Source organism: Tessaracoccus flavescens (genome assembly GCF_001998865.1).
GTDB lineage: Bacteria > Actinomycetota > Actinomycetes > Propionibacteriales > Propionibacteriaceae > Arachnia > Arachnia flavescens.
Genome location: NZ_CP019607.1, coordinates 1098351 through 1123443, shown reverse-complemented (window position 1 = coordinate 1123443; position 25093 = coordinate 1098351). Strand labels below are relative to the sequence as shown.

At 68.4% G+C, this 25093-nt stretch carries 27 protein-coding genes and 1 pseudogene; 14 read left to right on the top strand and 14 right to left on the bottom strand.

Translation table 11 applies throughout. The annotated features are described in order from the left end of the window. Nucleotides 1–31: 31 nt before the first annotated feature. Together BW733_RS05510 and BW733_RS05505 are read left to right on the top strand one after the other, a co-directional pair. A complete protein-coding gene (locus tag BW733_RS05510) occupies nt 32–742 on the top strand; it encodes an MgtC/SapB family protein (protein WP_077348640.1) in 711 nt (236 codons plus the stop codon). Nucleotides 743–787: 45 nt separating this feature from the next. After that, nucleotides 788–1063: a DUF2277 domain-containing protein gene (locus BW733_RS05505; protein ID WP_077348638.1), complete on the top strand. Its 276-nt coding sequence runs from the start codon at nt 788–790 to the stop codon at nt 1061–1063. A gap of 199 nt (nt 1064–1262) precedes the next feature. Here the strand turns inward: BW733_RS05505 and BW733_RS05500 are convergent, their stop codons facing one another. From BW733_RS05500 to BW733_RS05470, 7 genes are all read right to left on the bottom strand, one after another. Further along, nucleotides 1263–2894, bottom strand: coding sequence for an IS1182 family transposase (locus BW733_RS05500; protein ID WP_077348636.1), 1632 nt, complete (start codon nt 2892–2894; stop codon nt 1263–1265). Between the two features lie 64 nt (nt 2895–2958). Next, a complete protein-coding gene (locus BW733_RS05495) occupies nt 2959–4149 on the bottom strand; it encodes an NAD(P)/FAD-dependent oxidoreductase (protein WP_237268312.1) in 1191 nt (396 codons plus the stop codon). 79 nt (nt 4150–4228) lie between these two features. After that, a complete protein-coding gene (locus tag BW733_RS05490) occupies nt 4229–4531 on the bottom strand; it encodes a putative quinol monooxygenase (protein WP_077348634.1) in 303 nt (100 codons plus the stop codon). After that, complete coding sequence (locus tag BW733_RS05485) at nt 4528–5097, bottom strand: type 1 glutamine amidotransferase domain-containing protein (protein ID WP_077348632.1); 570 nt, start codon at nt 5095–5097, stop codon at nt 4528–4530. The genes BW733_RS05490 and BW733_RS05485 overlap by 4 nt, the downstream gene beginning before the upstream one ends. A gap of 1 nt (nt 5098) precedes the next feature. Further along, entirely contained in the window at nt 5099–5557 is a 459-nt protein-coding gene (locus BW733_RS05480; protein WP_237268311.1) for an MDR/zinc-dependent alcohol dehydrogenase-like family protein, read from the bottom strand. A gap of 241 nt (nt 5558–5798) precedes the next feature. After that, nucleotides 5799–7007, bottom strand: a complete 1209-nt coding sequence (locus tag BW733_RS05475) for an IS110 family RNA-guided transposase (RefSeq protein ID WP_202970148.1) — start codon at nt 7005–7007, stop codon at nt 5799–5801. 177 nt (nt 7008–7184) lie between these two features. After that, a complete protein-coding gene (locus tag BW733_RS05470) occupies nt 7185–7700 on the bottom strand; it encodes an alcohol dehydrogenase catalytic domain-containing protein (RefSeq protein ID WP_202970294.1) in 516 nt (171 codons plus the stop codon). Between the two features lie 201 nt (nt 7701–7901). On the opposite strand from BW733_RS05470, the pseudogene BW733_RS17770 reads away from it, so the two are divergent. Both BW733_RS17770 and BW733_RS05465 read left to right on the top strand, forming a co-directional pair. Further along, nucleotides 7902–8078: pseudogene (locus BW733_RS17770) on the top strand (carbohydrate ABC transporter permease); the annotation flags it as partial. A gap of 175 nt (nt 8079–8253) precedes the next feature. Further along, nucleotides 8254–8694: a methylglyoxal synthase gene (locus tag BW733_RS05465; RefSeq protein WP_077348630.1), complete on the top strand. Its 441-nt coding sequence runs from the start codon at nt 8254–8256 to the stop codon at nt 8692–8694. Nucleotides 8695–8697: 3 nt separating this feature from the next. Here BW733_RS05465 and BW733_RS05460 read toward each other — a convergent pair whose 3' ends face one another. After that, on the bottom strand, nt 8698–9867 hold the full coding sequence (locus BW733_RS05460; protein WP_077348628.1) for a M20 metallopeptidase family protein: 1170 nt from the start codon (nt 9865–9867) through the stop codon (nt 8698–8700). A 174-nt stretch (nt 9868–10041) separates the two neighbouring features. On the opposite strand from BW733_RS05460, the gene BW733_RS18205 reads away from it, so the two are divergent. The 3 genes from BW733_RS18205 to BW733_RS05450 are packed head-to-tail and all read left to right on the top strand — an operon-like array spanning nt 10042 to nt 10846. Then, nucleotides 10042–10188 carry a hypothetical protein gene (locus BW733_RS18205; protein WP_161490141.1) on the top strand — a complete coding sequence of 49 codons (147 nt, stop codon included), beginning with the start codon at nt 10042–10044 and terminating at the stop codon, nt 10186–10188. After that, nucleotides 10185–10622: a DUF2975 domain-containing protein gene (locus BW733_RS05455; RefSeq protein ID WP_077348626.1), complete on the top strand. Its 438-nt coding sequence runs from the start codon at nt 10185–10187 to the stop codon at nt 10620–10622. The genes BW733_RS18205 and BW733_RS05455 overlap by 4 nt, the downstream gene beginning before the upstream one ends. Further along, the gene (locus BW733_RS05450) at nt 10622–10846 is read left to right on the top strand and encodes a helix-turn-helix domain-containing protein (protein WP_077348624.1); all 225 of its coding nucleotides are present in this window, start codon (nt 10622–10624) and stop codon (nt 10844–10846) included. The genes BW733_RS05455 and BW733_RS05450 overlap by 1 nt, the downstream gene beginning before the upstream one ends. Before the next feature lie 5 nt (nt 10847–10851). Here the strand turns inward: BW733_RS05450 and BW733_RS05445 are convergent, their stop codons facing one another. Then, nucleotides 10852–11430: a TIGR03086 family metal-binding protein gene (locus BW733_RS05445; RefSeq protein WP_077348622.1), complete on the bottom strand. Its 579-nt coding sequence runs from the start codon at nt 11428–11430 to the stop codon at nt 10852–10854. Between the two features lie 100 nt (nt 11431–11530). Here BW733_RS05445 and BW733_RS05440 point away from each other — a divergent pair, with 100 nt between their 5' ends. The 5 genes from BW733_RS05440 to BW733_RS05420 all read left to right on the top strand — a co-directional run bounded on the left by BW733_RS05440 (nt 11531) and on the right by BW733_RS05420 (nt 15800). Further along, entirely contained in the window at nt 11531–12499 is a 969-nt protein-coding gene (locus BW733_RS05440; protein ID WP_161490140.1) for a helix-turn-helix transcriptional regulator, read from the top strand. A gap of 59 nt (nt 12500–12558) precedes the next feature. Continuing rightward, complete coding sequence (locus BW733_RS05435; RefSeq protein ID WP_202970293.1) at nt 12559–13284, top strand: GTP pyrophosphokinase; 726 nt, start codon at nt 12559–12561, stop codon at nt 13282–13284. Between the two features lie 75 nt (nt 13285–13359). Beyond that, nucleotides 13360–14334: an SPFH domain-containing protein gene (locus BW733_RS05430; protein ID WP_077348618.1), complete on the top strand. Its 975-nt coding sequence runs from the start codon at nt 13360–13362 to the stop codon at nt 14332–14334. After that, a complete protein-coding gene (locus tag BW733_RS05425) occupies nt 14334–14591 on the top strand; it encodes a type II toxin-antitoxin system antitoxin (RefSeq protein WP_077348616.1) in 258 nt (85 codons plus the stop codon). Before BW733_RS05430 ends, BW733_RS05425 begins: the two co-directional genes overlap by 1 nt. Before the next feature lie 54 nt (nt 14592–14645). Continuing rightward, on the top strand, nt 14646–15800 hold the full coding sequence (locus BW733_RS05420) for a pyridoxal phosphate-dependent aminotransferase (protein ID WP_077348614.1): 1155 nt from the start codon (nt 14646–14648) through the stop codon (nt 15798–15800). Here BW733_RS05420 and BW733_RS05415 read toward each other — a convergent pair. Next, nucleotides 15794–16564: a carbon-nitrogen hydrolase family protein gene (locus BW733_RS05415; protein WP_077348612.1), complete on the bottom strand. Its 771-nt coding sequence runs from the start codon at nt 16562–16564 to the stop codon at nt 15794–15796. The two genes, BW733_RS05420 and BW733_RS05415, sit on opposite strands and share 7 nt — an antisense overlap. A gap of 109 nt (nt 16565–16673) precedes the next feature. After that, a complete protein-coding gene (locus BW733_RS05410; RefSeq protein WP_077348610.1) occupies nt 16674–19520 on the bottom strand; it encodes an FAD-binding and (Fe-S)-binding domain-containing protein in 2847 nt (948 codons plus the stop codon). Between the two features lie 161 nt (nt 19521–19681). Between BW733_RS05410 and rfbB the strand changes: the two genes are divergently transcribed. Further along, nucleotides 19682–20671, top strand: coding sequence for a dTDP-glucose 4,6-dehydratase (gene rfbB / locus BW733_RS05405; protein WP_077348608.1), 990 nt, complete (start codon nt 19682–19684; stop codon nt 20669–20671). Nucleotides 20672–20713: 42 nt separating this feature from the next. Here the strand turns inward: rfbB and BW733_RS05400 are convergent, their stop codons facing one another. Both BW733_RS05400 and scpC read right to left on the bottom strand, forming a co-directional pair. Continuing rightward, nucleotides 20714–21307 carry a MarC family protein gene (locus tag BW733_RS05400; protein ID WP_077348606.1) on the bottom strand — a complete coding sequence of 198 codons (594 nt, stop codon included), beginning with the start codon at nt 21305–21307 and terminating at the stop codon, nt 20714–20716. 552 nt (nt 21308–21859) lie between these two features. After that, entirely contained in the window at nt 21860–23374 is a 1515-nt protein-coding gene (scpC, locus tag BW733_RS05395; protein ID WP_077348604.1) for a succinyl-CoA:acetate CoA-transferase ScpC, read from the bottom strand. Between the two features lie 170 nt (nt 23375–23544). On the opposite strand from scpC, the gene BW733_RS05390 reads away from it, so the two are divergent. Next, nucleotides 23545–24156: a histidine phosphatase family protein gene (locus BW733_RS05390; protein WP_077348602.1), complete on the top strand. Its 612-nt coding sequence runs from the start codon at nt 23545–23547 to the stop codon at nt 24154–24156. 52 nt (nt 24157–24208) lie between these two features. Here the strand turns inward: BW733_RS05390 and serB are convergent, their stop codons facing one another. Beyond that, nucleotides 24209–25066 carry a phosphoserine phosphatase SerB gene (gene serB / locus BW733_RS05385; RefSeq protein ID WP_237268310.1) on the bottom strand — a complete coding sequence of 286 codons (858 nt, stop codon included), beginning with the start codon at nt 25064–25066 and terminating at the stop codon, nt 24209–24211. Nucleotides 25067–25093 lie beyond the last annotated feature (27 nt).

Below are 25093 nucleotides of genomic sequence, written 5' to 3'. Positions count from 1 at the left end.
GAGCGCCTGGGAGCGGCGCTAGGGTGCTCCAATGGGACTCTTCGACTGGGGACAGGTACCGACCCAGGTGCTGCTCGCGAGCATCGCCTTCGTCCTGTGCGCCGTCATCGGCATGGAACGCCAGTTCCAGCACAAGTCGGCGGGCATCCGCACGCATGCGCTGGTGGGCCTCGGGGCGTGCGTGTTCACGCTGATCTCGGTGGAGGGCTTCGTCTACCTCGCCGAGTATCAGGTGACACGAGACCCCTCGCGCATCGCCGCGCAGATCGTCAGCGGCATCGGCTTCCTCGGCGCAGGCCTGATCTTCGTCAACCGCGACGTGGTGCGCGGCCTCACGACCGCCGCCTCCATCTGGCTTGCGGCAGCGATCGGCATGGCCTGCGGCTCCGGACTGATCCCGCTCGCCGTGCTTGCCACGCTGCTCCACTTCGTCGCCGCTCTGCTCGGCCCGCGGATCGCCCGGCTGATGCCACAGGCGGGCGACCACTCCACCGTCGTGGTGACCTATGAGGACGGGAAGGGCGTGCTGCGCACCATCCTGGAGGAGGCGACCGCGATGGGTTGCCGCACCACCCTGCTGACCACGAAGCAGAAGAAGGGCGAGGACGGTGACAGGGTCATCCGGGCCGAGATGCGCTTCCAGGGCGGGCCCTCGACGCGCGACGTGATGGCCCAGTTGATGGACCTGTCCGGCGTGGTGGGCGTCGAACAGGCCAACCGCGCCGATCCCGACGAGCTGTAGCCGCCGCCGAGCCGAAATCGAGCGACGCCGACGTAGGCTGAAGGCATGTGCCGCAACATCCGCCCCCTGAACAACTTCGAGCCGCCCGCCACCTCGGACGAGGTGCGCGCCGCCGCGCTGCAGTACGTCCGCAAGGTCTCCGGGGCGACGAAGCCGAGCAAGGCCAACGAGGAGGTCTTCAACCGCGCCGTCGAGGAGATCGCCCACATCACCGCGCACCTGCTCGAGGACCTCGTCACCCCGGCGCCTCCGAAGGACCGCGAGACCGAGGCCGAGAAGGCGAAGGCCCGTTCGGCGAAGCGCTTCGCCAACGCCTCCTGACCTAGGAGGGCGCTGAACAAGGTGTGATCTGAGGCGGGTATGGCGTGAGGGGGGCGGGCGGAGCGCCGCCAAGGCCGTCTTTGCGGCAGTGAGGTCAGCACCCTGGGGTGCGACAGTCGGGGTCGTTCCGCCCGCCTGAGGCCATCCTGCGCTCGATCGGGGCGGCGTGGCAAGGGCCCAGCGGCCCCCGGTCCCACCCTCAGGCGATGGCCCAGGTCCCGTCCTGGACGGTGAGCCCGAGGTTGAGGAGGCGTCGCAGGTTGAGACCGGCGGCGCGGTGGTGCAGCCAGGCGTCGTTCTTGGCCACGCCCCGGTAGGGCACGCGGCGTGCTCCGCGCGTGAGCCAGGCGATGGAGCGTTCGACCATCGGCCGGTGCCGTCGGTAGACGGCCTGGAAGTCCGGGTCGGTGGCTCGTTCGCGGTGCTGTCGTTGGAGCTGGTGGTGCTCACCCAGGGTGACCTTGCGGCCACGTTCGGCGGTGGTGCACCGCTGCCGCAGCGGACAGCCGGCGCACGCGGCGCCGAAGGTCACCTTGCCCTTGGCACTGACGCCGCGGGTGAGCCCGGCCGGGCAGGTCAACGTCCCGGCGACCGGGTCGTGGATGAAGTCGTCCAGGGTGAACCCGCCCTCGACAGCCGGCCGCAGCGGCCAGGGTTTGAGGACCGGTTCCCACTTGCGGGCATCGAGCGTGGCCAGCATGTCACCGGAGGCGTAGGCGGAGTCGCCGAGCACCTGCACCGGCGCGTCAGGGGTGGCGGTGAGGGTGGAGTCGGTGGTGACCAGGTCGGCACCCACCGCGGCGTCGGAGTGCTCGGCCCCGTTGGTCTTCGTCAGCTTCACCATCGTCATCAGCCCGGTGTCCGGCTCGACGACGACATGGGCCTTGAACCCGTCCTGACGCCGTTCGCGGGTCTTGTGCGCGTGCCGGGCATCGGGGTCGACGGTGGAGATCATCCGGTCCGGCGCGGTCTTGCGGGCGATGCGCCACCGCCCGTCGGTGCCGTCGGAACCCTCCGCCGGCTCGACGTCCTGCCCGGCGACCAACGCCAGCAGCGCGAGGGCCTCGGCCGGTTTCCCACCCGCCTCGGACAGCAGCGCCAGGCCGTCCGGGTCGCCGTGCTCGTCGTGGTGGGCGGCGTCGAGAGCGGCCAGCAGGGCCAGGGCGTCGCCCACCAGTGCGCTCACCAGCTCGGTCCGGGCGGCCTCGTCCTCCCAGGCGATCCGCGGCTTGCCAGCGACCGTGTAGTCACCGCCGGTGACCTCGGCCAACCGGGTGCACTCCTGGACCACCAGTGCGTGCGCGCCCGGCACGTCGCGGCCGACCCGGCGGATCGAGGCGATCAGCTGGGTGACCGTGTCCTGCCGGGCGACCGCGTCGTCGAGCACCGTGGAGTCCAACGCCCGCCGCGTCTTGCCCGACAGGACACCGGTAGCCATGACGACCTCGCGGACCGCCTCGAAGATCCGGTCCGGACGTTCGCTGGCGGCCAGCCGCTTACGCCAGTACGTCAACGTCGAAGGGTGGAACCCGGCCCCGTCGACCGCGTACCCGCACGCGGCCTTCCAGCGCAGGTCGAACGTGAGCGCCTCGACCGCTTCCCTGTCAGAGTGCCCGTACAAGGACTGCAGCACCAGCACCGAGGCGATGACCTCTGGCGGGATCGAGGGCCGACCCCGCCCCGAGGGAAACAGGTCGGCGAACAGCTCCGGCGGGAACAACCGCAACCGGTGCTCGGCCAGGAACGCGAACACGCTCCCCGGCACCAACAGATGTCCCGCCAACGCCTCCACGTCCAACAGCTCCCGCTGCCGATCAGCCTCACCCTGCATGAAACAAGGATCGCAAGCCCACCCCGATCAGCACCCCGCGACGCGCGGGTTATTCAGCACCGTCCTAGCTCTGGGCCTCGCCGAGGCGCGCTTCGGGCGTGAGCTCGGCGCGGAGACCGCCGCCGGTCGCAGCTCGGGCAAGAGCGCGACCCAGCGCAGGCGCCTGCTTGAACAAATTGTGACCGGCCACGAAAAGGACAGAGCCTCTCTCCCACACGGCCACGCCGTCCTCACTCCACGGGAGGTCGGTCACCCAGCAGTGAAGGAAGTCGCGCGGCTCTGGGTGGAGACCGGGCAGCGCCCGTGTCACGTATTCGCGTGCGCGTTCGTCCAGCGATCGAATCGCCGCCGGGTCGATGAACGTTCCGTCGTCGCGGACGCCGACGGTTTCGCTGAGTCCGACCGAATAACTGCTGTTGCCCGGTAACGGCGTCGCGTACACGCCGACTTCGCCGAAGACGCCGCTGCTGTCCTGCAGGCACGCGACTCGTGCCGGGGCGGCGGCTTTCACGTCGAAGGTCAGCCTGAGGTGTGCGGCAAGGCGAACCGGCAGCGACAGGCCGACCCTGCGGGCCAGGCGGGCGGTTTCGCGGCCGGCGCACACGACGACCTTGGAGTAGACAGCCCGATCGGTGACGCTGCGCACCTCGACCGTCCCGTCGGCGCGGGGATCGATGGAGATGACCTCTGCGGTGGTGACGGCATCTGCGAGGGCACCCGCGAGTGCCGTGATCGCGGTGCGGGTGCGGATCGCGCCGCCCGACTCGTCGAGCACCGCTGGCCCCGAGTACCCAGCGAGCAGCGGCATTCGCTGGGCGAGCTCGGCTGCATCGATCTCGTGCGCTTCCACGCCGCCGACCTGGTCGAGCACCCGCAGCCGCGCCAGGGCGCTGTCGCCGATCGCCACGACACCGTCTGACGAGACCAGCTCGACGTCGAAGTGTTCGGCCCACTCATCCCATACGCCGCGGCTTTCGCGCGCGAAAGCGACGAGGCGCGGGTCGTCGTGGGCATGCCGGAAGATCCGCGACTCGCCTGCGGACTGACCCGTTCCGGGCACACCGGCCTCGTACAAGCGCGCCGGAACCCCCTGCTCCCGCAGCGCGTACGCCGTCGACAGACCGACGATCCCCCCTCCGATCACTGCTACCTCGGGTGAACGCGTCGGGGCAACGCCGTCGTCAGTTCCTGTCATCGCGGTTCCTCGATCTGCTAGGGATGTGCGATAGGCCGCAAGAGAAGGGGCCGCTGCCACGACGTCAACGGACTGTGTCAGCCCGAAATCACCGCGCAGCGACCCCTCATGTCGGGGTCAATACTCCCCGTCTGTGGTGTCAGGCGGGAAGTTTGGAGCCCAACACGTCGAGCTTCTCTATCGTCGGTTCGGAGAACAACGTGCCGGTGTTTTCGCCGAGAGCGACCGCAACAGGGCCGGACAGGTGGGCGTCACGTCCGGCGTCATCGGGGAACACGTCGAAGATCCCGAACGAGGTCGGCCCGAGGCGGATCGCGAACCACGCGGTGGTCGCCTGCTCGTCCTCGACAAGAGCACGGCCGCTGTCAAGGAACTCCTTCACGTCGTCCTCCTTGCCGGGCAGCGCGTCGAACCTGACCAGCAGTCCCCTGGTCACAGTCATGACTTCTCCTCTTCCTTTGTCGTGGTGCCCGCGAGTTGGGACACAATCGCCGCGGAGAACGCCGGCAGGTCCTCCGGCGAGCGGCTGGTGATGAGATTCTTGTCGACCACGACCTCCTGGTCAACGACGTTCGCGCCGGCATTGCGCAGATCCGTGCGGATGCTCGGGAAGGACGTCAGAGTGCGACCGGCGGCCACGCCGGCCTCGATCAACGTCCACGGCCCGTGACAGATCGCCGCCACCGGCTTGCCGCTCTCGACGAAGTCCCGGACGAAGGAGACGGCGTCCTCGTCGACCCGGAGCTGGTCGGGGTTCACCGTGCCGCCGGGAAGCAGCAGGGCGTCGTAGTCGCCCGCCGAGGAATCGGCGACCAACCCGTCGACGGTGAACGTGCCCGCTTCATCCAGGTCGTTCTCACGGGCCTTGATCTCGCCGTCGTGGATCGAGAGGACCTCGGTCTGAGCGCCGGCCCGTTCCAGTGCTTCGCGGGGTTGCTCGAGCTCAACGCGCTCGACTCCGTCGGCGGCGAGGATCGCGACCCTCTTGCCCTGAAGATCTGCTGCCATATCAGTTTTCCTTCTTTCCGTTTGACATGCCGGGCTTGATGAGGACCTTGGTCCAACCCTTGGACCTGGCGTCGAAGTTCTTGTAGGCATCGGCGGCCTGATCCAGCGAGATTTCGTGGGAGACGATCCAGGAAGGGGTCGCCTTGCCGGCCGCGATCAAGTCTCGCAGCCGGCGGTTGTACCGCTTGACCGGGGCCTGACCGCTTCCCATGGTCTGCCCCTTGAACCAGTGTGTGCCGAAGTCGATGGCTGCCTTGCCCTGCTTGGCCAATTCGTCCTTGGCCCCCGGGTCCTGGGGGACGAACACGCCAACGGTGCCGATTCCTCCGGTGAAGCGGACCGAGTTGATGAGCATGTTCAGGGTGGCGGCGTTGTCCTCGTTGCCCTGGGGATCGTGGGCCTGGTAGCCCACGCATTCGCAACCACGGTCAGCTCCGAGCCCCATCGTCTCGTCCAGCACAGCCTGCACGGGGTCGACCTGGAGTCGTCGATGGCAATCGCACCGATCTGCTCGGCCAGCGCGAGCCGGTCAGGGTGGCGATCGACCACCATCACCTTTGCGGCGCCCTTGATCGTCGCGGACAGGGCGGCCATCAATCCCCCCCGGACCCGCCCGGCGATCACAACGCTGTCGCCGGGGATCACGCCGGCCATCTCGGTGGCGTGGTAGCCGGTGGGGAAGATGATGCTCCTATGTGGTGTCAAGCGGCGGTGAGCCATTCGCGGTAGCGGTGGGCGAGGTTGTCGTCTCGGCGTTTGCCGAGTTCTATTTCGGAGATGCGTGCTGGCCAGGTGTGGCAGGCTTCGGCGGCGTTGGTGAGGGTGAGGTTCTTGGCTTGTCGGGCTGGTCTGAGGTCGGTGTAGTTGGGGATCTCGCAGTGGCCCGTGAGGGCTTTGAAGACTTCTCTGACGAGGGCGCGTTTGAGGCTGCGGTAGACGGCTGCGAGTGTCTTGCCAGTGGCGAGGTGGCGGTCGCGGTAGTCGCGGGTACGTTGGTCCTGGGACATGCGGACTTTGATCGCTTGGTGCAGTGCCCAGTTGGCTTGCCGGTCGCCTCCGCGGGAGAGGCGGTGGCGTTGGGTTTTGCCGGAGGAGACGGGGATGGGGCTGGTGCCGCAGAGGGCAGCGAAGGATGCTTGGCTGCGTAGCCGGTCGGGGTTGTCACCGGCGGTGATCAGCAAGATCGCTGCCAGTGCCGGGCCGATACCGTGGATAGCGCGCAGGCCTGGGTTGCGGGCGGTGGTGTGCTCGTCGAGTTGCGTATCGAGGTCATCGAGCTCTGCGCGGAGGAACTGGTGACGTCGGGCGAGGCTACGCAGGGCACGCAGGCTGGTGGCGTCGTGGAGGTCTTTGATCTGGTCGGGGCGGGTGCTGGCCAACTGGTCGACAAGCTTGTCGCGGCCCAGTTCACGGTATTTGTCGCGGAGTCGGGGGCTGGCGTTGACCAGGACACTGTTGATCTGACGCCAGCAGGCCTGAAGGGCCTTGTTCGCGCTGCGGCGGGTGATCACCAGCGCCCGTAAGGGCTCGATGGTGTCGTGCTTGGGGGCGGTGGTGGCCTCACCGGACAGGACTGCCCGGGCAGCGCGGTAGGCATCGAGCCGGTCGGTCTTGCCTTGTTTGCGCCGTTCGGCGGGGCGGGTGCGGTTGACCTCGACGACACCGATCCCGTTGCGGCGCAAGGTGGCGGTGATCCCGACCCCGTAGCTGGAGGTTCCTTCCACGCCGACAGCGGTGATCGGGCCGTGAGCGACCAGCCAGGCCACTGCCTGACGGTATCCCGCGGTGGTGGTGTCGAACTCGTGGTCGGCGACCTCGATGCCGGTGGCGGTGATCACCGCGATGTGGATGGTGTCCTTGTGTGAATCGATGCCGGCGACATGGTCGCCGGGATTTGTCATGATGGTCATGGCCTACTCCTGAACGCTGGGATGGGTCGAGTGACGGCCGTCTGGTCAGACAGGACATACACCGGACTCGTGATCAGGCTCGTATTAGGTCATGGCCGGGCGGTCGTCACCCATGCCTTGGAGAGCCGGACGGATCAATTTGTCGGTAGCCCAGCAGGGCACCAGTCAGAGGCAGGGTCACGACTCCCCAAGACGCCTACCATCATGTATGTCAGAGAGCATGACGTAATCGTTCTCCCTCTCCTCCGCATCCTCGCCCAGGCGCAGCGCGTTGTGGTCACCGAAAGGCACGCGGAGCAGCTCCGCTTGGCCACCGCCATAGGGACCCATGTCGGCGAACCCATAGGCCGCTCCGGCCAATGATGGATCGGGCTGGGTGGCGAGACAGTAGTTGGTCAGGCCGCGTTCGCAGTTCTTACAGAATCCGCACGAGATGTTGAACGGGAGCACAACCCGGTCTCCGACCTTGACCTTCTCCACGCCACTACCGACTTCGATGACCTCCCCCATGTTCTCGTGACCGAACGTCCGGCCTACTTCGAAGGAGGTACGCCCCTCGTACATGTGGAGGTCCGAGCCGCAGATGTTTGTCGTCGTCACCCTGACCAGGACATCGGTGGGTCGCTCGATCTTCGCGTCCGGGACGTCCTTCGTGCTGACCTGACGGGGCCCCTCGTACACCACTGCTTTCATCTCTATTCCGATCCGAGTGTGTTGCTCGATGTCTTTCTGGCAAGGCCTCTCCGACGCCGACCCCATCGCTAGCAGTCAACGCCCCCAGGAACCACGTGTCAAGGGGCTCGACTGGAGTTGATGTGTAGCCATCGAGCCGGGATAGTGCCCAGGTCCGCTGCTCGATCCCAGGGCATACGCTCTGTACACGCTTGCGGTGGTCGCGAGGTCAACATGGCGCTCAGCGTCGGCAGCGCCACGCTCCCGGGGTCAGCACACCAGCGACTACGCGCTCATGATGGCGGCCCCGGTGATGGCGATGGCCCGATCTTCCTGCTGTTCTTCACGATGCAGAAGCGCGTCATCGACGGGTGGGCCACCTCTGGCCTGAAGGGCTGAGGCTCGGCCGAAGTGCCGGCGAAGGCGCCGCGCGTCCCTACCGGGCCGCGCGGCGCTCGCGCATCGGCGTCGATGTGGACGGGAAACCGGGCGTGACAGCGCACCTCGCCCCGTGCGACCACCCCAGCCTCCGCGCCCCGGTACGATGGGCGCAACCTCGAAGGGGAGGCACGACATGGCAGGCGTTTCGCACCACATCGCCCTCGTGGCGCACGACAACAAGAAGGACGACCTGCTCCGCTGGGCCGCGTTCAACCGCGGCACCCTGAGCAGGCATCACCTGTACGCGACGGGCACGACGGGCACCATGCTCGAGTACGAGCTCGGACTTCCCGTCACGCGGCTGCTGTCCGGCCCGGTCGGCGGAGACCAGCAGATCGGCGCCATGATCGCCGAGGGCCGCATCGACATGCTCTTCTTCCTCTGGGATCCCCTGGAACCACAGCCGCATGACCCCGACGTCAAGGCGCTGTTGCGCATCGGCGCGGTCTGGAACGTCCCGATGGCGTGCAACACCGCGACGGCGGACATGCTGATCTCCTCGCCGATGATGGACCAGGCGTGGGACAGCCGCCCCGAGATCTCTGCGCGGCCGTGGGAGCCCGGCCTGGAGTGAGCGTCAGCCCAGCTTGCGCAGCGCCAGTTCCGCGAGCAGGTGCGCCCCGTCCTCGACCACCGAGTCGTCGAAACGCGCGTAGGCGGAGTGGTTGAAGGGGGCCGTGTCCGGGTCGATGTCCGGCGGGCAGGCAGAGAGCCCGATGAAGCACCCGGGGGTCAGCTCCAGAAGGCGGGAGAAGTCCTCGGCGCCGGCGAGGGGGTGCCTCCAGCGCGCATGCCTGTCCTCGCCGTACAGCTCCGTGACGACGGCGGCCACGACATCGGCCTCCGCGTCGTCATTGATCGTGACGGGGTACTGCTCCAGCAGCGTGAACTCACCGGTGACGCCGTGCGCGGAGGCGATCCCTTCGACCACCTGGGGGATGGTCTCGATCAGCCGGTCGCGAGCCTCGTGGGAGAAGGTGCGCAGCGTCGCCTCGAGACGCCCGTCCTCGGGAATCACGTTGGCGATCGTGCCCGCCTGGAGCAGGCCGACCGTGACCACGACCGGGTCCTGGACGTCAAAGCGGCGCGTGACCATCGTCTGCAGCGCGGTGGTGATCTCGGCGAGGGCCGGAACCGGGTCGGCCGCGCGCTGGGGCGTCGAGCCGTGGCCGCCCCTCCCGACGACGCGGACCTTCGCCACGTCGGAGCTCGCCATCACCGTCCCCGGCTTGGTCGAGAAGGTTCCGCAGGGGTCGAGCGCCGACCAGACGTGGATCGCGTAGACCCAGTCGGGCTGTGAGCCTGCGGCGTCCATGACGCCCTCCTCGAGCATGTACCGTGCCCCGTCCACGCCCTCCTCGCCGGGCTGGAACATGAAGATCACGTCGCCTGCCAGCTCCTCCCGGCGGGCGCACAGTTCGTGGGCGGCGCCGACCAGCATCGACATGTGGAGGTCGTGTCCGCAGGCGTGCATGTTGCCGTTGGTGGAGGCGTAGTCGAGGCCGGTGAGCTCCTCGACCGGAAGGGCGTCCATGTCTTCTCGCAGCAGGACGACGGGTCGCTTGCCCTCCGTCGGGCGGCCGCCGCGCAGTACCGCGACCACAGACGAGACCGACCGCCCGAGCGTGATCTCAAGGGGGAGGCCCTCGAGTGCCTCGAGCACCCTCGCCTGGGTCTGCGGCAACTGCAGGCCGACTTCGGGGATCTGGTGCAGGTCGCGGCGGAGGGCGACGAGGTCGATGCTCATGGTCCTTGTCTACCGCATCCCGACCGCACGGCGTCTGCGGCCCACCGCTCTGGTCGGACGCGGCGCCTCGTCGCCGCCCGATTCGTCAGCAGCGGACGCGTGCTTCCTGCTCGGAACCCTTGAACCTATCGATAATCGTTGTTTTCGTTTTTCGATAGAAAGGAAGTGGACGAGATGTCTGAGAAGAAGTCACTCTTCAGGTTCGACAGTGTCGATGCAGCACTCACCCGGGTGCAGCTGGTGGTGATCGGGATCGGTCTGGTCGTGCTGGGGCTGGTGCTGCCAGCCATCGGCGCGTTCTCCCGGCCCTTTCCGGTGTGAGCCTGCCGGGCAACCACGTGGAGTCCGGGGTCCCGGACGTCGACGTCACTGAGGTCTTTGCGCGGTTCGAGGCCGGGGTGGGGCTCCGGCTGGCCTCGCTGTTGCCCGGACTCGTCGTCGTCGCGGTGGGACTGTGCGTCGTGTGGTGCGTCTACGGCCTCGTCGCGGATTTTGCCGCTCCGTTCGTCGAGCGCAGCCTGACCAGGCTGAGGCTCCTGGGGTGGGTGCTGCTGTTCGGCCCGCTGGTGTACATGGTGGTGGATGGATTCGTGACCGCGGCCCTCATGCGTGCCGCCTTCGATGACGACGGCCTCTTCTATCTGGAGAGCGGCGTGGCGATGGTGTTCGTCGGCATCGGGCTGGTGGTGACCCTTGTCGCCGAGGCCTACGCCAGGGGTGTGAAGCTCGAGGGCGACGTCGAAGGGCTGATCTGATGCCTGTCGACGATCCGCACCGCGTCGTCTGCCAGCTCGACGAGCTCCTGGCGGAGCGGGGCATGACGTTGACGGCTCTCGCGGAGGCCGTCGGGGTGAGCCAGGTCAACCTGTCCGTGCTCAAGAACCAGAGGGCGAAGGCCATCCGGTTCAGCACCCTCACCGCGCTGTGCGACGTGCTCGGCTGCCAGCCGGGCGACCTGTTCACCGTCGCCCGGCCCTGACCGGTTCAGGCCGCGAACTGCGGGTCGCGGCCTGTCCATGCGACCACCTTCTCGTACGGCCCGGCGTCGTCCCCGATCTCGACCACCGGTCCGAACGGGATGTCACCCCCGCGTGGTTCGGCGGGCACCTTCGCCCGGTAGGCGGGCAGTGCCGCTGCCGCCAGCTCGGGATCGAGTCGCTCCGACCTCCCCGTCGCGGCGGCGAGGTCCCAGGCGTGCACGGCGAGCTCGCCGATGTAGGAGGCGGCCGCCGCCGCCCCGTCCGACTGGCCCCATGGGACCTGGACCTCGCGCGTGAGGATCGCGTCGTCGGCGAGCACGGCGTCGGTGGCCGCCCTTCCTTCGGCCCAGTCGGCGGGCCAGTCTGTGCTCTCGATCGACTGGGGGACCGACCAGAAGGGCTGGCCGGACAGCACGGCGCCGATGCGCCGCACGACGGCCTGGATGTGATCGATGAGCTGGCTGACCGTGTAGTCGGCGCAGGGTGTCGGCAGGTCGCGCTGGGAGTCGTCGGTGGTCGTGATGAGCTCTCCCATCTGGTCGAGGGCCTTGCCGAGCAGGGGGCGGGGGTCGAAACCGGACATGGTGGATCTCCTTCGTCGAGACACCGGATGTGGTGTCGAAACCAAGTCAATCCGTCAAACCAGACATCCACTGTCTGGTTTCTGTGGCACATTTTCTGGCATGCGAGCCGACCGCCTGATCCGCCTCCTGATGCTGCTGCAGCGGCATCGCAGGGCGAAGGCGTCCTGGCTCGCCGAACGCCTCGAGGTGAGTGAGAGGACCGTGCTGCGCGACATGCAGGCGCTCTCCGCGTCTGGCGTCCCCGTGTTCACGGAGCAGGGGAGGGGTGGAGGATGTGTGCTGGTCGAGGGTTACACGACTCAGGCCTCCGGGTTGACCACAGGTGAGGCCCAGGCGCTGTTCGCCTGGGCGACCCGCGAGACCGCGACCGACCTCGGTCTCGGCGCCGACCTCGCCGGGGCCCTTGCGAAGATCGCGGCCACCGCCCCGAGCGATGCCGTTGCCGGAGCGGAGGCCATGGCAGACGTCGTCGCCGCCGATCGCCGCTCCTGGTACGGGGCGAAGGAGACGCTCACGGCGCTCCCGGCGTTGCGGCAGGCTCTGGCGGCCCACCGCCGGCTCCGGATTCGCTACACCTCCGCCGAGTCGGCAGCGCCCCGTGCCAGGACGCTCGACCCGATCGGGCTCGTCGACAATGCCGGGCGCTGGTACCTGGTCGCCGAGCACCGGGGGAGGGTCAGGACCTACCGCGTCTCGCGCGTCGCAGAGGTCGAGGTGCTGCGGCAGCGCGCCGAGCCGCACGAACGCCGTCCGGTGTTGGAGGTGTGGCGCGAGCTGCGAAGCGCCCTCGAGTCGCAGACTGGATCGACCGGGATCGAGGTCCTCGTCGACCCCGATGAGGCGCCCCGCCTTCGCAGGCTCCTGTCGATGCAGTTGGTCGCGGGCGGCGTCATCGTCGAGACGCAGGAGGGTGACGGGCGGCTCAGGTGGCGCCTGCCTGTGCGGCAGACCGATGTGATCGCCGCCATGGCCGTCCTTGCTGCACCCTCGCTGACCCTCGTCGAGCCCGCCTGGCTCAGGGGCGACGTCGTGGCCGCGGCGGAGCGCGCCACGCGGCACTACTCGTGAGGCGGTGGCGGGACGGTCCGGGCGCCTGAGGTTTGGTGTCGAGCGACACACTGGAAGGCATGGCTGACCCCGCGCCCACGCTGCCGCCGATGATCCGTGATTACCTGGAGGCGTCGGACAACGACGCGGAGCTGTCGATCCGCATGCTGCAGGCCGACATGGCGAAGTTCCGGCTCGAGTACTCGTGCGGAATGGACGAGGTCGCGACCAAGATCAACATCCTGCGCCAGGAGTTCGACCAGACGCACCAGTACAAGCCCATCGAGCACGTCAAGACCCGGCTGAAGTCCATGGAGTCGCTGCTCGACAAGGTGACCCGCACCGACTGCCCCCGCAGCTTCGACGCCATCCGCGAGCGGATCCGCGACATCGCGGGCATCCGCGTCGTGTGCACCTTCGTCGAGGACACCTATCGCGTCGCGGAGATCCTGCTCCAGCAGCCCGATATCACGCTGCTGCAGAAGAAGGACTACATCGTCAACCCGAAGGGCAACGGGTACCAGAGCCTGCATCTGATCGTCTCGGTGCCGGTCTTCCTGTCCGACCGCTCCATCCAGGTGCCGGTCGAGGTGCAGATCCGCACCATCGCGATGGACTTCTGGGCGAGCATCGAGCACCAGATCCACTACAAGTACGCCGGCCAGGTCCCGACCCACCTGCAGGAAAACCTGCGCGACGTCGCCCGGGTCGCCTCCTCGCTCGACCGGCAGATGGGTGATCTGCGGGCAGAGGTGAGGTCGCTCGAGCGCCTGCCTGCCGACGCCCGGGACGCCGCGACGCCTTAGCGACCCCCGCCTCGGGGCGGCCCCGTCCCTCTGTTAATCTGATATCACTTAGCTGTCAGATATTAGGAGGGTGTGATGACCCAGAACTCCGTCCCCGTCGATGAGTCCTCCATCGCAGGAGAGGCCGCCGGTCGGCCGGTCGGCCACGAGGGGACCCGCGTCAACGTCGAGGAACGCACGGCCTGGTCCATGTCGGGCGCGCTGGCGCTGCTGCTCGCAGTCGCACTGCTCGCATTCGGCATCTGGGGGATCGTCAGGGCTGCGCTGCAGGACGACGCAGGCGAACCGGTCAACGTGTGGCTCACCGCCGCGTCGGTGCTCGCAATGCTGGTGATGCTCGTGATCCTCTCGTCGCTCACGGTCGTCTCGCCGGGCGACACGAAGGTGACACAGTTCTTCGGGCGCTACCTCGGCACCATCCGCAAGCAGGGCCTGCTGCTCACCGTTCCGCTGACCACCAAGAAGAAGGTGTCGGTGAAGGTGCGCAACTTCGAGACCAACGAACTCAAGGTCAACGACGCGGACGGCAACCCGGTCAACATCGCGGCGATCGTCGTGTGGCAGGTGGCCGACACCGCGAAGTCGGTGTTCGCCGTCGAGGCCTATGAGAACTTCGTGACGGTGCAGGCCGAGTCGGCTCTGCGGCACGTCGCCTCGTCGCACCCGTACGACTTCGCCGACCCGGGCGAGGAGAGCCTGCGTGGCTCGACCGACCTGGTCTCGCGTGAGCTGGCGGAGGAGGTTGCGGCCCGGATCGCGATCGCGGGCCTCGAGGTGGTCGAGACCCGCATCTCGTCGCTGGCCTACGCACCGGAGATCGCCCACGCGATGCTGCAGCGGCAGCAGGCCTCCGCCGTGCTTTCGGCCCGCAGCAAGATCGTCGAGGGGGCTGTCGGGATGGTCGAGCAGGCCCTCGCCCGGCTCGAGGAGGACGACGTCGTCCAGCTCGACGACGAGCGAAAGGCGGCCATGGTCTCCAACCTGCTCGTGGTGCTGTGTTCCGACTCCCGCTCGACACCGGTGATCAATACAGGGACGCTATACGGGTGATGACTGCAGACGATGGCGCGGCGCCCGGGGGCGAGCCGGGCGCCGGGAAGCGGCAGGGGCGGGAACGCAAGTCGCTCCTGCTGCGGCTCGATCCGGCCGTCCACGAGGCGCTGGCCAAGTGGGCGGCCGACGACCTGCGTAGCGTCAACGCCCACATCGAGCTGCTCCTGCGGGAGGCCCTCAGGAAGTCGGGGCGCGACGTCAAGGCCGCCCCGATCCGGCGTCCAGGTCGTCCCACAAAGGACGACCGGGACTGACCCGACGGTGAGACGGGCCCGAGGCGTCGGGTGCGGTCGTGTCAGACTCGACCAATGACAGCCCCATCGGCCGCAGTGGCGCGGTTGCAGCCCTTCGGCGGCACCATCTTCGCCGAGATCACCGAGCTCGCCCGCGCCTACGACGCCGTCAACCTCGGCCAGGGCTTCCCCGACTGGGACGGCCCCGCCAGGATGCTCGAGGTCGCGCGCGAGGCCATCGCCTCGGGGGTCAACCAGTACCCGCCGGGGCGAGGCACCGCCGATCTCCGTTCGGCGATCTGTGAGGATCGGGCCGAGTCCTTCGACCTCGAGTACGATCCGGCCTCCGAGGCGCTGGTCACCGCTGGGGCGACCGAGGCCATCGCGGCCACCATGCTCGGCCTCGTCGAGCCCGGCAGCGAGGTCATCCTGATCGAGCCCTACTACGACTCCTACGCGGCCGCGGTCGCGATGGCCGGGGCGCGTCGGGTCAGCGTCCCGCTCGTGCGCGACGCCGCCGGGTTCGTGCTCGACGTCGACGCCCTGCGCGCCGCGGTCACCGACCGCACGGCCATGATCGTGGTCAACACGCCGCACAACCCGACCGGCCACGTCTTCGGCCCGGAAGAGCTCGCCGCCATCGCCGAGCTCGCCGTCGAACGCGACCTGCTCGTCCTCTCCGACGAGGTGTACGAGCGGCTCACCTTCGACGCGCCGCACGTTCCCATCGCCAGCCTGCCCGGCATGGCCTCACGCACGGTCACCGTCAGCAGTGCGGGCAAGACCTTCAACGTCACCGGCTGGAAGATCGGCTGGGCGCTCGCCAGCCAGCCCCTGCTCGACGGCGTGCTCGCGGCCAAGCAGTTCCTCACGTTCGCGGGCGGCTCACCCTTTCAACCAGCCGTGGCGCACGCGCTGCGCCACGAGCAGGAGTGGGTCGCCGACCTGCGCGCCTCCCTGCGGGTCAAGCGGGACCGGCTGACCTCCGCGCTCGCCGCCACCGGGCTGGCGCCCTTCCGCTCCGAGGGAACCTACTTCGTCTGCGCGGACGCCGACGGGTTCGACGCGGCCGAGCTGTGCCGCGACCTTCCCCGGGAGCGGGGCGTCGCGGCCATCCCCGTCACCGCCTTCGTCGACGACCCCGAACCCTGGCGCTCAACGCTGCGGTTCGCGTTCTGCAAGCGCGACGAGGTGCTGGACGAGGGGGTGCGCCGGCTGGCGGCTCAGTGACCGAGCAGGGGGAGGGCCCTGCGGGTCTCAGCCACGAGCTCGGCATCGAGGTCGATCAACGCCACCTCGGGCCCGGTGCCGAGTTCGAGCAGGATGCGACCGGTCGGGTCCACCACCATCGAATGCCCGACGCCGGTCGGCAGTCCCGGCTCGTCGGGGTCACCGTCGGCGGCCTGGTCCACCGCCACCACGTACGAGGTCGAGTCCATCGCCCTGGCCGTGGCCAGCGTCCTCCACTGGTGCACCTTCCCCGGGCCGGGTGCCCACGAGGCGCACACGGCGATGACGGACGCGCCGCCCCGTGCGAGGGACGTGAACTGGTCGGGGAAGCGGATGTCGTAACAGGTGGCAAGGCCGAGCCTGGCGTCTCCGAGGGGGAGCGAGACGAGGTCGTGCCCTGGGGCGATGTGCCTCGATTCCGTGTAGCCGAGGGCGTCGAAGAGGTGCATCTTGTCGTAGCGCACCTCGGCCTCGCCGGTGACGAGCAGGGTGTTGTGCACGCGGCCGTCGTCGGCCGTGGTGAACATCCCGACGATCACGGTGACTCCCGACTCGCGAGCGATCAGACGGACCGACTCCGCCCAGGGTCCGTCGAAGGCCTCGTCCACCTCCGAGGAGCGGCGCGAGAAGGAACACATGGTCGCCTCGGGGAACACGACGAGTTCCGCCCCCTCGGCGGCCGCCGTCGCCACGGCGTCCCGGACTAGCACGAGGTTGGCCTGCGGGTCCGTTGTCGAGCCGAGCTGGGCGAGGGCAATGCGCATGGACCCACTCTGCTGCCCCCGGTCGACACGTGGCAAGGGCCCAGCCGGCGGAGTCACAGGCAAGATGAGGGCCGGGCCCGCAGAAGCGGACCCGGCCCTCTTGGAGGGATCAGTTGCCGGTGCTCGCCGCGACCACGCGGGCCGCCAGCTCCTCGAGGACGTGGGTGTAGGTCTTGCCTGTCGCCCTCGTCATGCCCAGCTCGCAGGTGCGGTTGAGCGACAGGTACAGCTCGGCGTCGGCCTCCTTGGCGTGACGCGCCTCGTCCTTGGTCGCGGTGGCGGTCAGCTCCTCGTGCAGCAGGCCGCGGTCGCCCGCGAACGCGCAGCAGCCCCAGCCCTCGGGGATGATGACTTCGTCGGCGACGAGGCCGGCGAGGAAAGTGAGGTGGTCGTTGACGCCCATCAGCGTCGAGGAGCAGGTCGGGTGGAGGACCGCCGAGGCGGCCTTCGTCACCGGAGGTAGCTTCGGCGCGACGTTCTCCGCCACCCACTGGGTCGCGTCCACGACGCGGATGGTGCTGATGCCGCGGTGCTTCAACGCCACCTCGACGCCCTCGGTGCACGAGACGTTGTCGCACACGAGGTCGAGCTTGCCGTTGTCTGTGGCCGCGACCGCCCATTCGGCGACCTTGTTCGTCATCGTCTCGTAGCCCTTTGCGAGGCCCTTCGACTTCCACGGCGTACCACAGCAGAGCGCCTTGATGCCCTCCGGCGTACTCAGCTGGATCCCGGCGGCGGCGGCCAGTTGGCGCACGGCCCCCGCGACCCCGGTTCCGCAGGCATGGTCGCTACCGAACATGGTGCCGACGCAGGCGGGCATGAAGATCGCTGCGGGGTCGTTGGCCGCCTGCGCGGTGCGGACGGGGCCGCCTCTGGGCAGTTCCCCGGAGAGGGTCGGGACGATGTCGGTGCCGACGACTGCGCGGGCCACGCCCAGCGCCCCGCGCACGAGCGGCGTCGGGACGTGGTCGACGACGGTCAAGCCCGTCGAGGCGATCCGCAGCACCCCAGCCCAGTGCTTGGCGGCGACGTCCCAGCCGAAGTCGAGGACGGGGTTCTGGCGCTCCTTGCGCAGGTCGCGGATCAGGTCGCCGGTGTTGATCTGGACCGGGCATGCGGTCGAGCACATGCCGTCGACGGCGCAGGTCTGGACGACGTCGTAGGTCTCCTGCTTGAACAGCTTGTCCGCCAGTTCGGTGTCGCCGACCGCCTTCGCCTCGTCGATCGCGCGCTGGACGACGATTCGCTGGCGCGGGGTCGTGGTGAGGTGCTGGCTCGGGCACACCGGCTCGCAGTAGCCGCACTCGACACAGTCGTCGATCACCTCGCGGACCGGGGAGGTGGCCTTGATGTTCTTCAGGTGCAGCTCCGGATCCTCGGTGAGCACCGAGCCGGGGTTCAGGATCTGGTCCGGGTCGCAGGCGAGCTTGACGTCCCACATCGCCCGGTACAGCTCGTCGCCGTACTGGCGTTGCACGAACGGGGCCATGATCCGGCCGGTGCCGTGTTCGGCCTTCAGGGTGCCCTGGTTGTCGAGGATGAGCTGGACCATGTCCTCGGTGAAGTCCTCGTAGCGCTTCAGCGACTCTGGGCCGGCGAAGTCCTCGGTGACCAGGAAGTGGATGTTGCCGTCCTTTGCATGGCCGAAGATGACGGCGTCGGCGTAGTTGTGCTGATCGAAGAGCACCTGCAGGTCGGCGCAGACGCCACCGAGGGTCTCCATCGGGACGGCGACGTCCTCGAGCAGCGCGGCCGTCCCCTTCGGGCGGTTCCGGGCGACCTTCGTGTAGAGGCCCTTGCGCATCACCCACATCTGGTTGCGGCGCTTCGGGTCCTGCGTCATCTCGGGTGTCGAGGCCAGCCCGCCGAGGTCGGAGAAGGTCGCGTTGCCTCTGGCGATCCGCTCCTGGATGCCCGCCTCGTCGTCGGCCTGGTACTCGACGAGGAGGGAGGCCTGCTGAGTGGCGACGAAGCCGGCGGGAAGCACGTCCTTCGCGTCTTCGCCCATGGCCCTGATCGAGGCCGCGTCGATCAGTTCGACGACGTCGGCGCCCGAGTAGACGAGGTGCGGCAGCGCCGTCGTGGCCGCCTCGAGTGTGTCGAACAGCAGCAGACCGGTCGCGGTCTTCGCAGGCAGCGGCAGGGTACGGAACACGGCCTCGGCGACGAACCCGAGTGTGCCCTCGGAGCCGATCATCAGATGCTCGAGGATCTTGACGGGGCGGTCGTGGTCGATGAACGAGTTGAGGCCGTAGCCCATCGTGTTCTTGATCGCGTAGCGGCGCTCGAGGTCGCTCTTCAGGTCGGGGCGACGCAGCTGGTCGCGGACCCGCTCGAGCACCTCGACGAGCGCCGGCTCGCGGCGGCGAAGCTCGTCGTCCGCGTCGGGGGCGGCGGTGTCGATGACGGTGCCCGAGGGCAGCACGAGGGTCATCGAGTCGAGCGTGCGGTAGGTGTTCTTCTCCGTGCCGCAGGTCATGCCCGAGGAGTTGTTGGCGACGAGCCCTCCGATGGTGCAGGCGATCTCGGAGGCCGGATCGGGGCCGAGCTTTCGCTTGTACCTGGCAAGGGCCCCGTTGACCTGACGGATGGTCGCGCCGGGCTGCACGCGGACCCGCTGTCCGCCGTCGAGGACCTCGATCTCGCGGAAGTGGCGGCGCACGTCGACGGTCAGCCCCATCGACATCACCTGCCCCGAGAGGCTGGACCCTCCGGCGCGGAAGGTCAGCGGCCAGCCCACCTGACGCGCGACCGTCATCGCGGTGGCGACCTCGTCGGCGTTGCTCGCACGCATGATCGCGTCGGGCGTGTGGATGTAGTGCGAGGCGTCGATCGCGAGGGCGATCCGGTCGAGTTCGCGCGTGCTGACGGCGTCGTCGCCGAGAGCGGCGCGGAGCGCTTGGACTCCGGCCTGGTTCGTCGGGTCTAGGTGGGCTCGGGAGGTGGTGACCGACATGGAAGGGGTTCCCCATTTCACGGACGTTGTGAGCTGGTCTGACCAGACAAGACTACACCGGAGGTGCCTGATCCCGAGCCGGGTCGGGCTAAGCCGACAAGGGCATTCATGTGACGTGTCCTTCGTAAAATGCGCGGAGGGGGCGGGGCTAGACTCCCGTCATGGCATCGTTCCTCGTCACCGGCGGAGCCGGGTTCGTCGGGGGCAACTTCGTGCGTTCGCTGCTGCGACGGCGCGACGACAACGTCACCGTCCTGGACGCCCTGACCTACGCGGCCAACCGGTCGACGCTGGATTCTCTTCCGCGGGAGCGGTTCCGCCTGGTCGAGGGGTCGGTCTGCGACGAGGAGTTGGTCCACCGAATGGTCGCAGACCACGACGTCGTGGTGCACTTCGCTGCCCAGTCGCACAACGACAACTCACTTGCGGATCCCGCTCCCTTCGTGGAGACGAATCTGGTCGGTACCTTCCGGATCCTTGAGGCCGTGCGCAGGCATGAGCGCCGCTACCACCACGTCTCCACCGACGAGGTCTACGGGGACCTCGCCGTGGATCAGGCACGGTTCACGGAGGCGTCACCGTATGCGCCGTCGAGCCCCTACTCGGCGACGAAGGCCGGCTCCGACCACCTCGTCCGGGCATGGGTGCGCAGCTACGGCATCCGCGCCACGATCAGCAACTGCTCCAACAACTACGGCCCGTTCCAGCACGTCGAGAAGTTCATCCCGCGGCAGATCACCAACCTCATCGACGGCGTCCGGCCCGTCCTCTACGGGTCGGGGGACAACGTGCGCGACTGGATCCACGTCGACGACCACACCGACGCCGTGCTCGCCATCATCGAGCGGGGCAGGATCGGCGAGACCTACCTGATCGGGGCCGACGGCGAGCGCAGCAACCGGGAGGTCATCGAGCTGATCCTCGCCGCCATGCGTCGGCCCGTTGACGCCTACGACCTGGTGGCCGACCGCCCAGGCCACGACCTGCGCTACGCGATCGACTGGTCGAAGCTGCGTGACGAGCTCGGCTGGCGTCCCAGGCACGGCGACTTCGCCCGTGGCCTCCAGGAGACGATCAGTTGGTACCGCGACAACGAGTCCTGGTGGCGCCCGACGAAGGCGGCGACGGAGGCGCGCTACGCCTCCGAGTGAGGGGGCTGGCAAATGCTCAAGGTGGAGCTTTGGCCGGGCGCCTCAGCCGACGAAGAACGCCTTCGTTCCGTCGAACATCATCTGGACGGCGAGCAGCACGAGGATCATGCCCATCAGACGCTCGACGGCGACAAGGGCGCGGGTGCCGACGACGCGTTGCAGGAAGCCGGAGAAGTAGAGCGTCACGGTCGTGACCAGCCAGGAGATCACCAGGCCGCCCAGATACCACGGCCAGTTGCCCGCGTCCTGGCTCACGAAGACCACGATCACCGCGAGCAGCGACGGGCCGGCGACGTAGGGCACGGCGAGTGGGACGATGAAGGGCTCGTCGTGGGTGACGGGCTCGGCGAGGTTCTTCTCCGGGGTGGGGAAGACCATGCGGATGGCGATCAGCAGCAGGATCACACCGCCCGCCGCCTTGAGGGCCGACTCCTCGATGTGGAGCAGGTTCAGCAGGGACTTCCCGAGGAACAGGAACGTCACCATGATCACCAGCGCGATCAGGCATTCGCGGAGGATCACCCACTGGCGACGCTCGGCCTTCGTGTTGCGCAGGGAGGTGAGAAACAGCGGCACGTTGCCGAGCGGGTCCATGACCAGCAGGAACGTCATCGCTGCTGAGATCATCACTTCCATGACGGGCCAACTCCGGTTCTCTTGGGCGCTGCCGAGGCTGTCTCGGCGATCCACTGTAAACCCGACCGACCGGACGGTGCACTTCGGCTCCTCCGCGAAGGCGACGGGCAGTGTTGTCACGCTCTGCGCGCAACGCCTCCGGTGCGGGGCGGATGCGCCGATGAGCGACGCAAGTCCCGCTAATCGGGCCCTCGGAGGTCCGCCTTCCGTGCACAGATCTACAAGGAGCGCGACTCGCGCCAGCATTGGCACGAGTCGCGCTCACCGTAGATTTGCGCGCGGGACGGCGGCCTGAGTGGCCCTCACCGGGGGCGCACGCACCAGCAGACCAGGCCCACACGACGGACACCGACAGCCCACACGAGGCACGCGAGCCACGAGGCGCGCATGCACGCGAGCCACAAGGCGCACAGCCACACGAGCCGCGAGCCACAAGGCGCATAGGCACACGAGCCGCGAGCCACGAGGCGCACATGCACACGGGCAGTCAAGGAGCACCAACAGGCACAGAAAAGGGCCCCGCGCCGAAGCGCGGGGCCCGAATCGTTCAGCTCACTGGGCCATGGTGCCCGTCTCGAGGAACCGGACGTGCCAGCCGAGCGCGGTCGCCAGGTCGTGCGGCGTGTGCATGCCGTTGGCCTTCTTCTCAGCCAGCTTCACGTACTCGCGCAGGGGCTCCTTGAAGTCCGGGTGCGCGCAGTTGTCGATGATCGCCTGCGCACGCTGGCGCGGGGCGAGGCCACGCAGGTCGGCGAGGCCCTGCTCGGTGATGATCACCTGGACGTCGTGCTCGGTGTGGTCGACGTGGTTGACCATCGGGACGATGCAGGAGATCGCGCCGCCCTTCGCCGTCGACGGGGTGACGAACGAGGAGATCCAGCCGTTGCGGGTGAAGTCGCCGGAGCCGCCGATGCCGTTCTGCATGCGCGAGCCCATCACGTGGGTGGAGTTCACGTTGCCATAGATGTCGGCCTCGATCATGCCGTTGCAGGCGATGACGCCCATGCGACGGATCGCCTCGGGGTGGTTCGAGACGTCCTGCGGCCGCAACACGATCTTGTCGCGGTAGAACTTGGCGTTGTCGTTCATCTTCTCCGCCGCGGTGGGGGAGAGGGAGAACGCCGTCGCGGAGGCGACGGTCAGCTTGCCGGAGTCGATCAGGTCGACCATGCCGTCCTGGATCACCTCGGTGAAGGAGGTGAGGTTCTCGAACGGTCCCTCGAGCAGGCCGGCGAGGACGGCGTTGGCGATGTTGCCGACGCCGGACTGCAGCGGAAGCAGGTTCTTCGGCAGGCGACCGGCCTTGACCTCGGCGCCCAGGAAGTCGAGCAGGTTGCCCGCGATGGCGCGCGAGTCGTCGTCGAGCGGCTTGAACGGGGTGTTGCGGTCGGGATCGTTGGTCTCGATGATCGCGATCACCTTGTCGGCGTCGATCTTCATCACCTTGTCGCCGATCCGGTCACCGGCGTTCTGGATGGGAAGCGGGACGCGGTTCGGCGGCAGCGCGCCGATCGGGTAGTACACGTCGTGCATGCCGTAGAGGTCCTCGGACTGCCACGAGTTGACCTCGATGATCACCTTGTCGGCGTGCTCGAGGTAGGTGCGGTTCATGCCGATCGACGACGAGGGGACGACGTCGCCGTCCTCGGTGATCGCGCTCGCCTCGACGACGGCGAGGTTGAGCTTGCCGAGGAAGCCCTGGGAGACCTGCGGGCCCATGTGGGACAGATGGATGTCCTGGTAGTACGTCGTGCCGTTGTTGATGGCCGTGCGCATCTCGGGGTCCGACTGGTACGGGGCGCGGTACGAGATGCCGCCGGTGCGCGCGAGGGCGCCGTCGAGTTCAGGGGCCGTCGAGGCTCCGGTCCACATGCCGATGCGGAACTCCTCGCCGCGGTTGTGCGCGGCGTCGATCACAGCGGCGAGCGCCTCCGGGAACGCCTTCGGGTAGCCGGAGCCGGTGAAGCCCGAGAAGCCGATGTTCCAGCCGTTCTCGACCAGCTCTGCGGCGTCGTGAGCCGCCATGACCTTGTTCCGGAACGCCTCGCTACGGATGCGACCTGACATCTGTCCTCCTTGAAGATTACGGTGCTGCCGCACACCCTACCGGTACGCCGAGCGTGAAAAACAGGGGCCGCTCATTCGAACCGGATGCCCGTGTGCTCTACTGACAAGGAACATCACCTGCGTTCGCCGAACCACCTCCCGGGGTCGGGCCGCCCCCGTACATTGGCGCCATGGCCAACGACGAACGAACCAGACTCTGGCTGGTGCGCCACGGCGCGACCGGATGGTCCGAGAACGGACGCCACACATCCGTGACCGACCTGCCCCTCCTTCCTTCGGGCGAGGCTGATGCGCGACGCGTCGGCGAGCGGCTCAGCACGCATCAGTTCGGGCTCGTCCTGTCCAGCCCGCGGCGCCGCGCCGTCGAGACCGCCCGCCTCGCCGGGTTCCCCGATCCGGAGATCGACGACGACCTCGTCGAGTGGTCCTACGGTGCGGGCGAGGGCCTGACCTCGGTGGAGATCCGCGACCTCATCCCCGACTGGCGGGTGTGGACCCATGGAGCGCCGAAGCTGGAGCGCGAAGGACAGTTCGAGCCCGGCGAGGACGTCGACGCGGTGGCCGAGCGGCTCGGCCGGGTCGTCAGGCGAGCCCGTGAGTCCGGAGTCTCGGATGCGCTGGTGTTCGGCCACGGACACGCGCTGCGATCGCTCGCGATGGTCTGGCTCGACTTCCCCATCCGGATGGCCGCCCACTTCCCGCTGCACACCGGTGGGGTGAGCATCCTGGGCTACGAGAAGGAGTCCCCGGCGCTGGTCGCCTGGAACGTCGGCGACCTCTGAGCAGGCGCGACCGTCCATGACGCCGCCGGGGCAGGACGGTCGAGCCCCGCTGTCAGAAGGCGAAGGCGGCGACGGCGTCCAGCCGCGGGAAGCTCAGGGCCACGTCGGCCGCAGCCGCGGTCACGGGCTTTGCGCAGTAGGCCACCGACAGGCCGGCCGCATCGAACATGCCGAGGTCGTTGGCGCCGTCACCCACAGCGACTGTGAGCGCGGGATCGATGCCGTTGTCGTGGGCGAAGCGCAGCAGGTCGCGTGCCTTCTGGTCCCGGTCGACGACCTGGCCGACCACTCGACCGGTCAGCACCTCGGTGTCGTCGAGAAGCTCGGTCTCCAGCACGTTCGCGTTGAAAAAATCGAGTCCGAGGCGCTGCGCGAGCGGCTCGACCAGTTGGACGAAGCCGCCTGAGGTGACCCCGACGAGGGCGCCTGCGGCCTTCGCCTCAGCCACCAGTTCGGCGGCGCCGGGGGAGAGCGTCATGGCCGGGCCGACCTGATCGAAGATGCTGGCGGGCAGGCCGCGCAACGTGGCGACGCGTTCTGCGAGCGAGGCCCCGAAGTCGAGCTCACCGCGCATGGCCCGCTCGGTGATCTCGGCCACCTTCAGGCCGACGCCTGCGTGCTCGGCCAACAGGTCCACCGCCTCGGTGGTGGTCAGCGTCGAGTCGACGTCCATCAGGATCAGCCGGGCGGGCGTGCCGGCGAGGGGTCCGGTCACGACGGCGACCGCGACGTTGCCCGCCACGGCACGCAGGGCGGTGCGCAGCAGGTCGGGCTCGGGATGTTCGGTGAGCAGCGTGATCCGTCGACCGTAGGGGGTCTCCTCGCTCGTGGCCCTCGCCGTCGGGGGCACCATCGAGACGAGCGCGTCGGGGATGGGGCCTGCGGAGGCGAACGTCACTCGGATCTGCATGCGTCCCAGGCTAATGGACGTGGAACC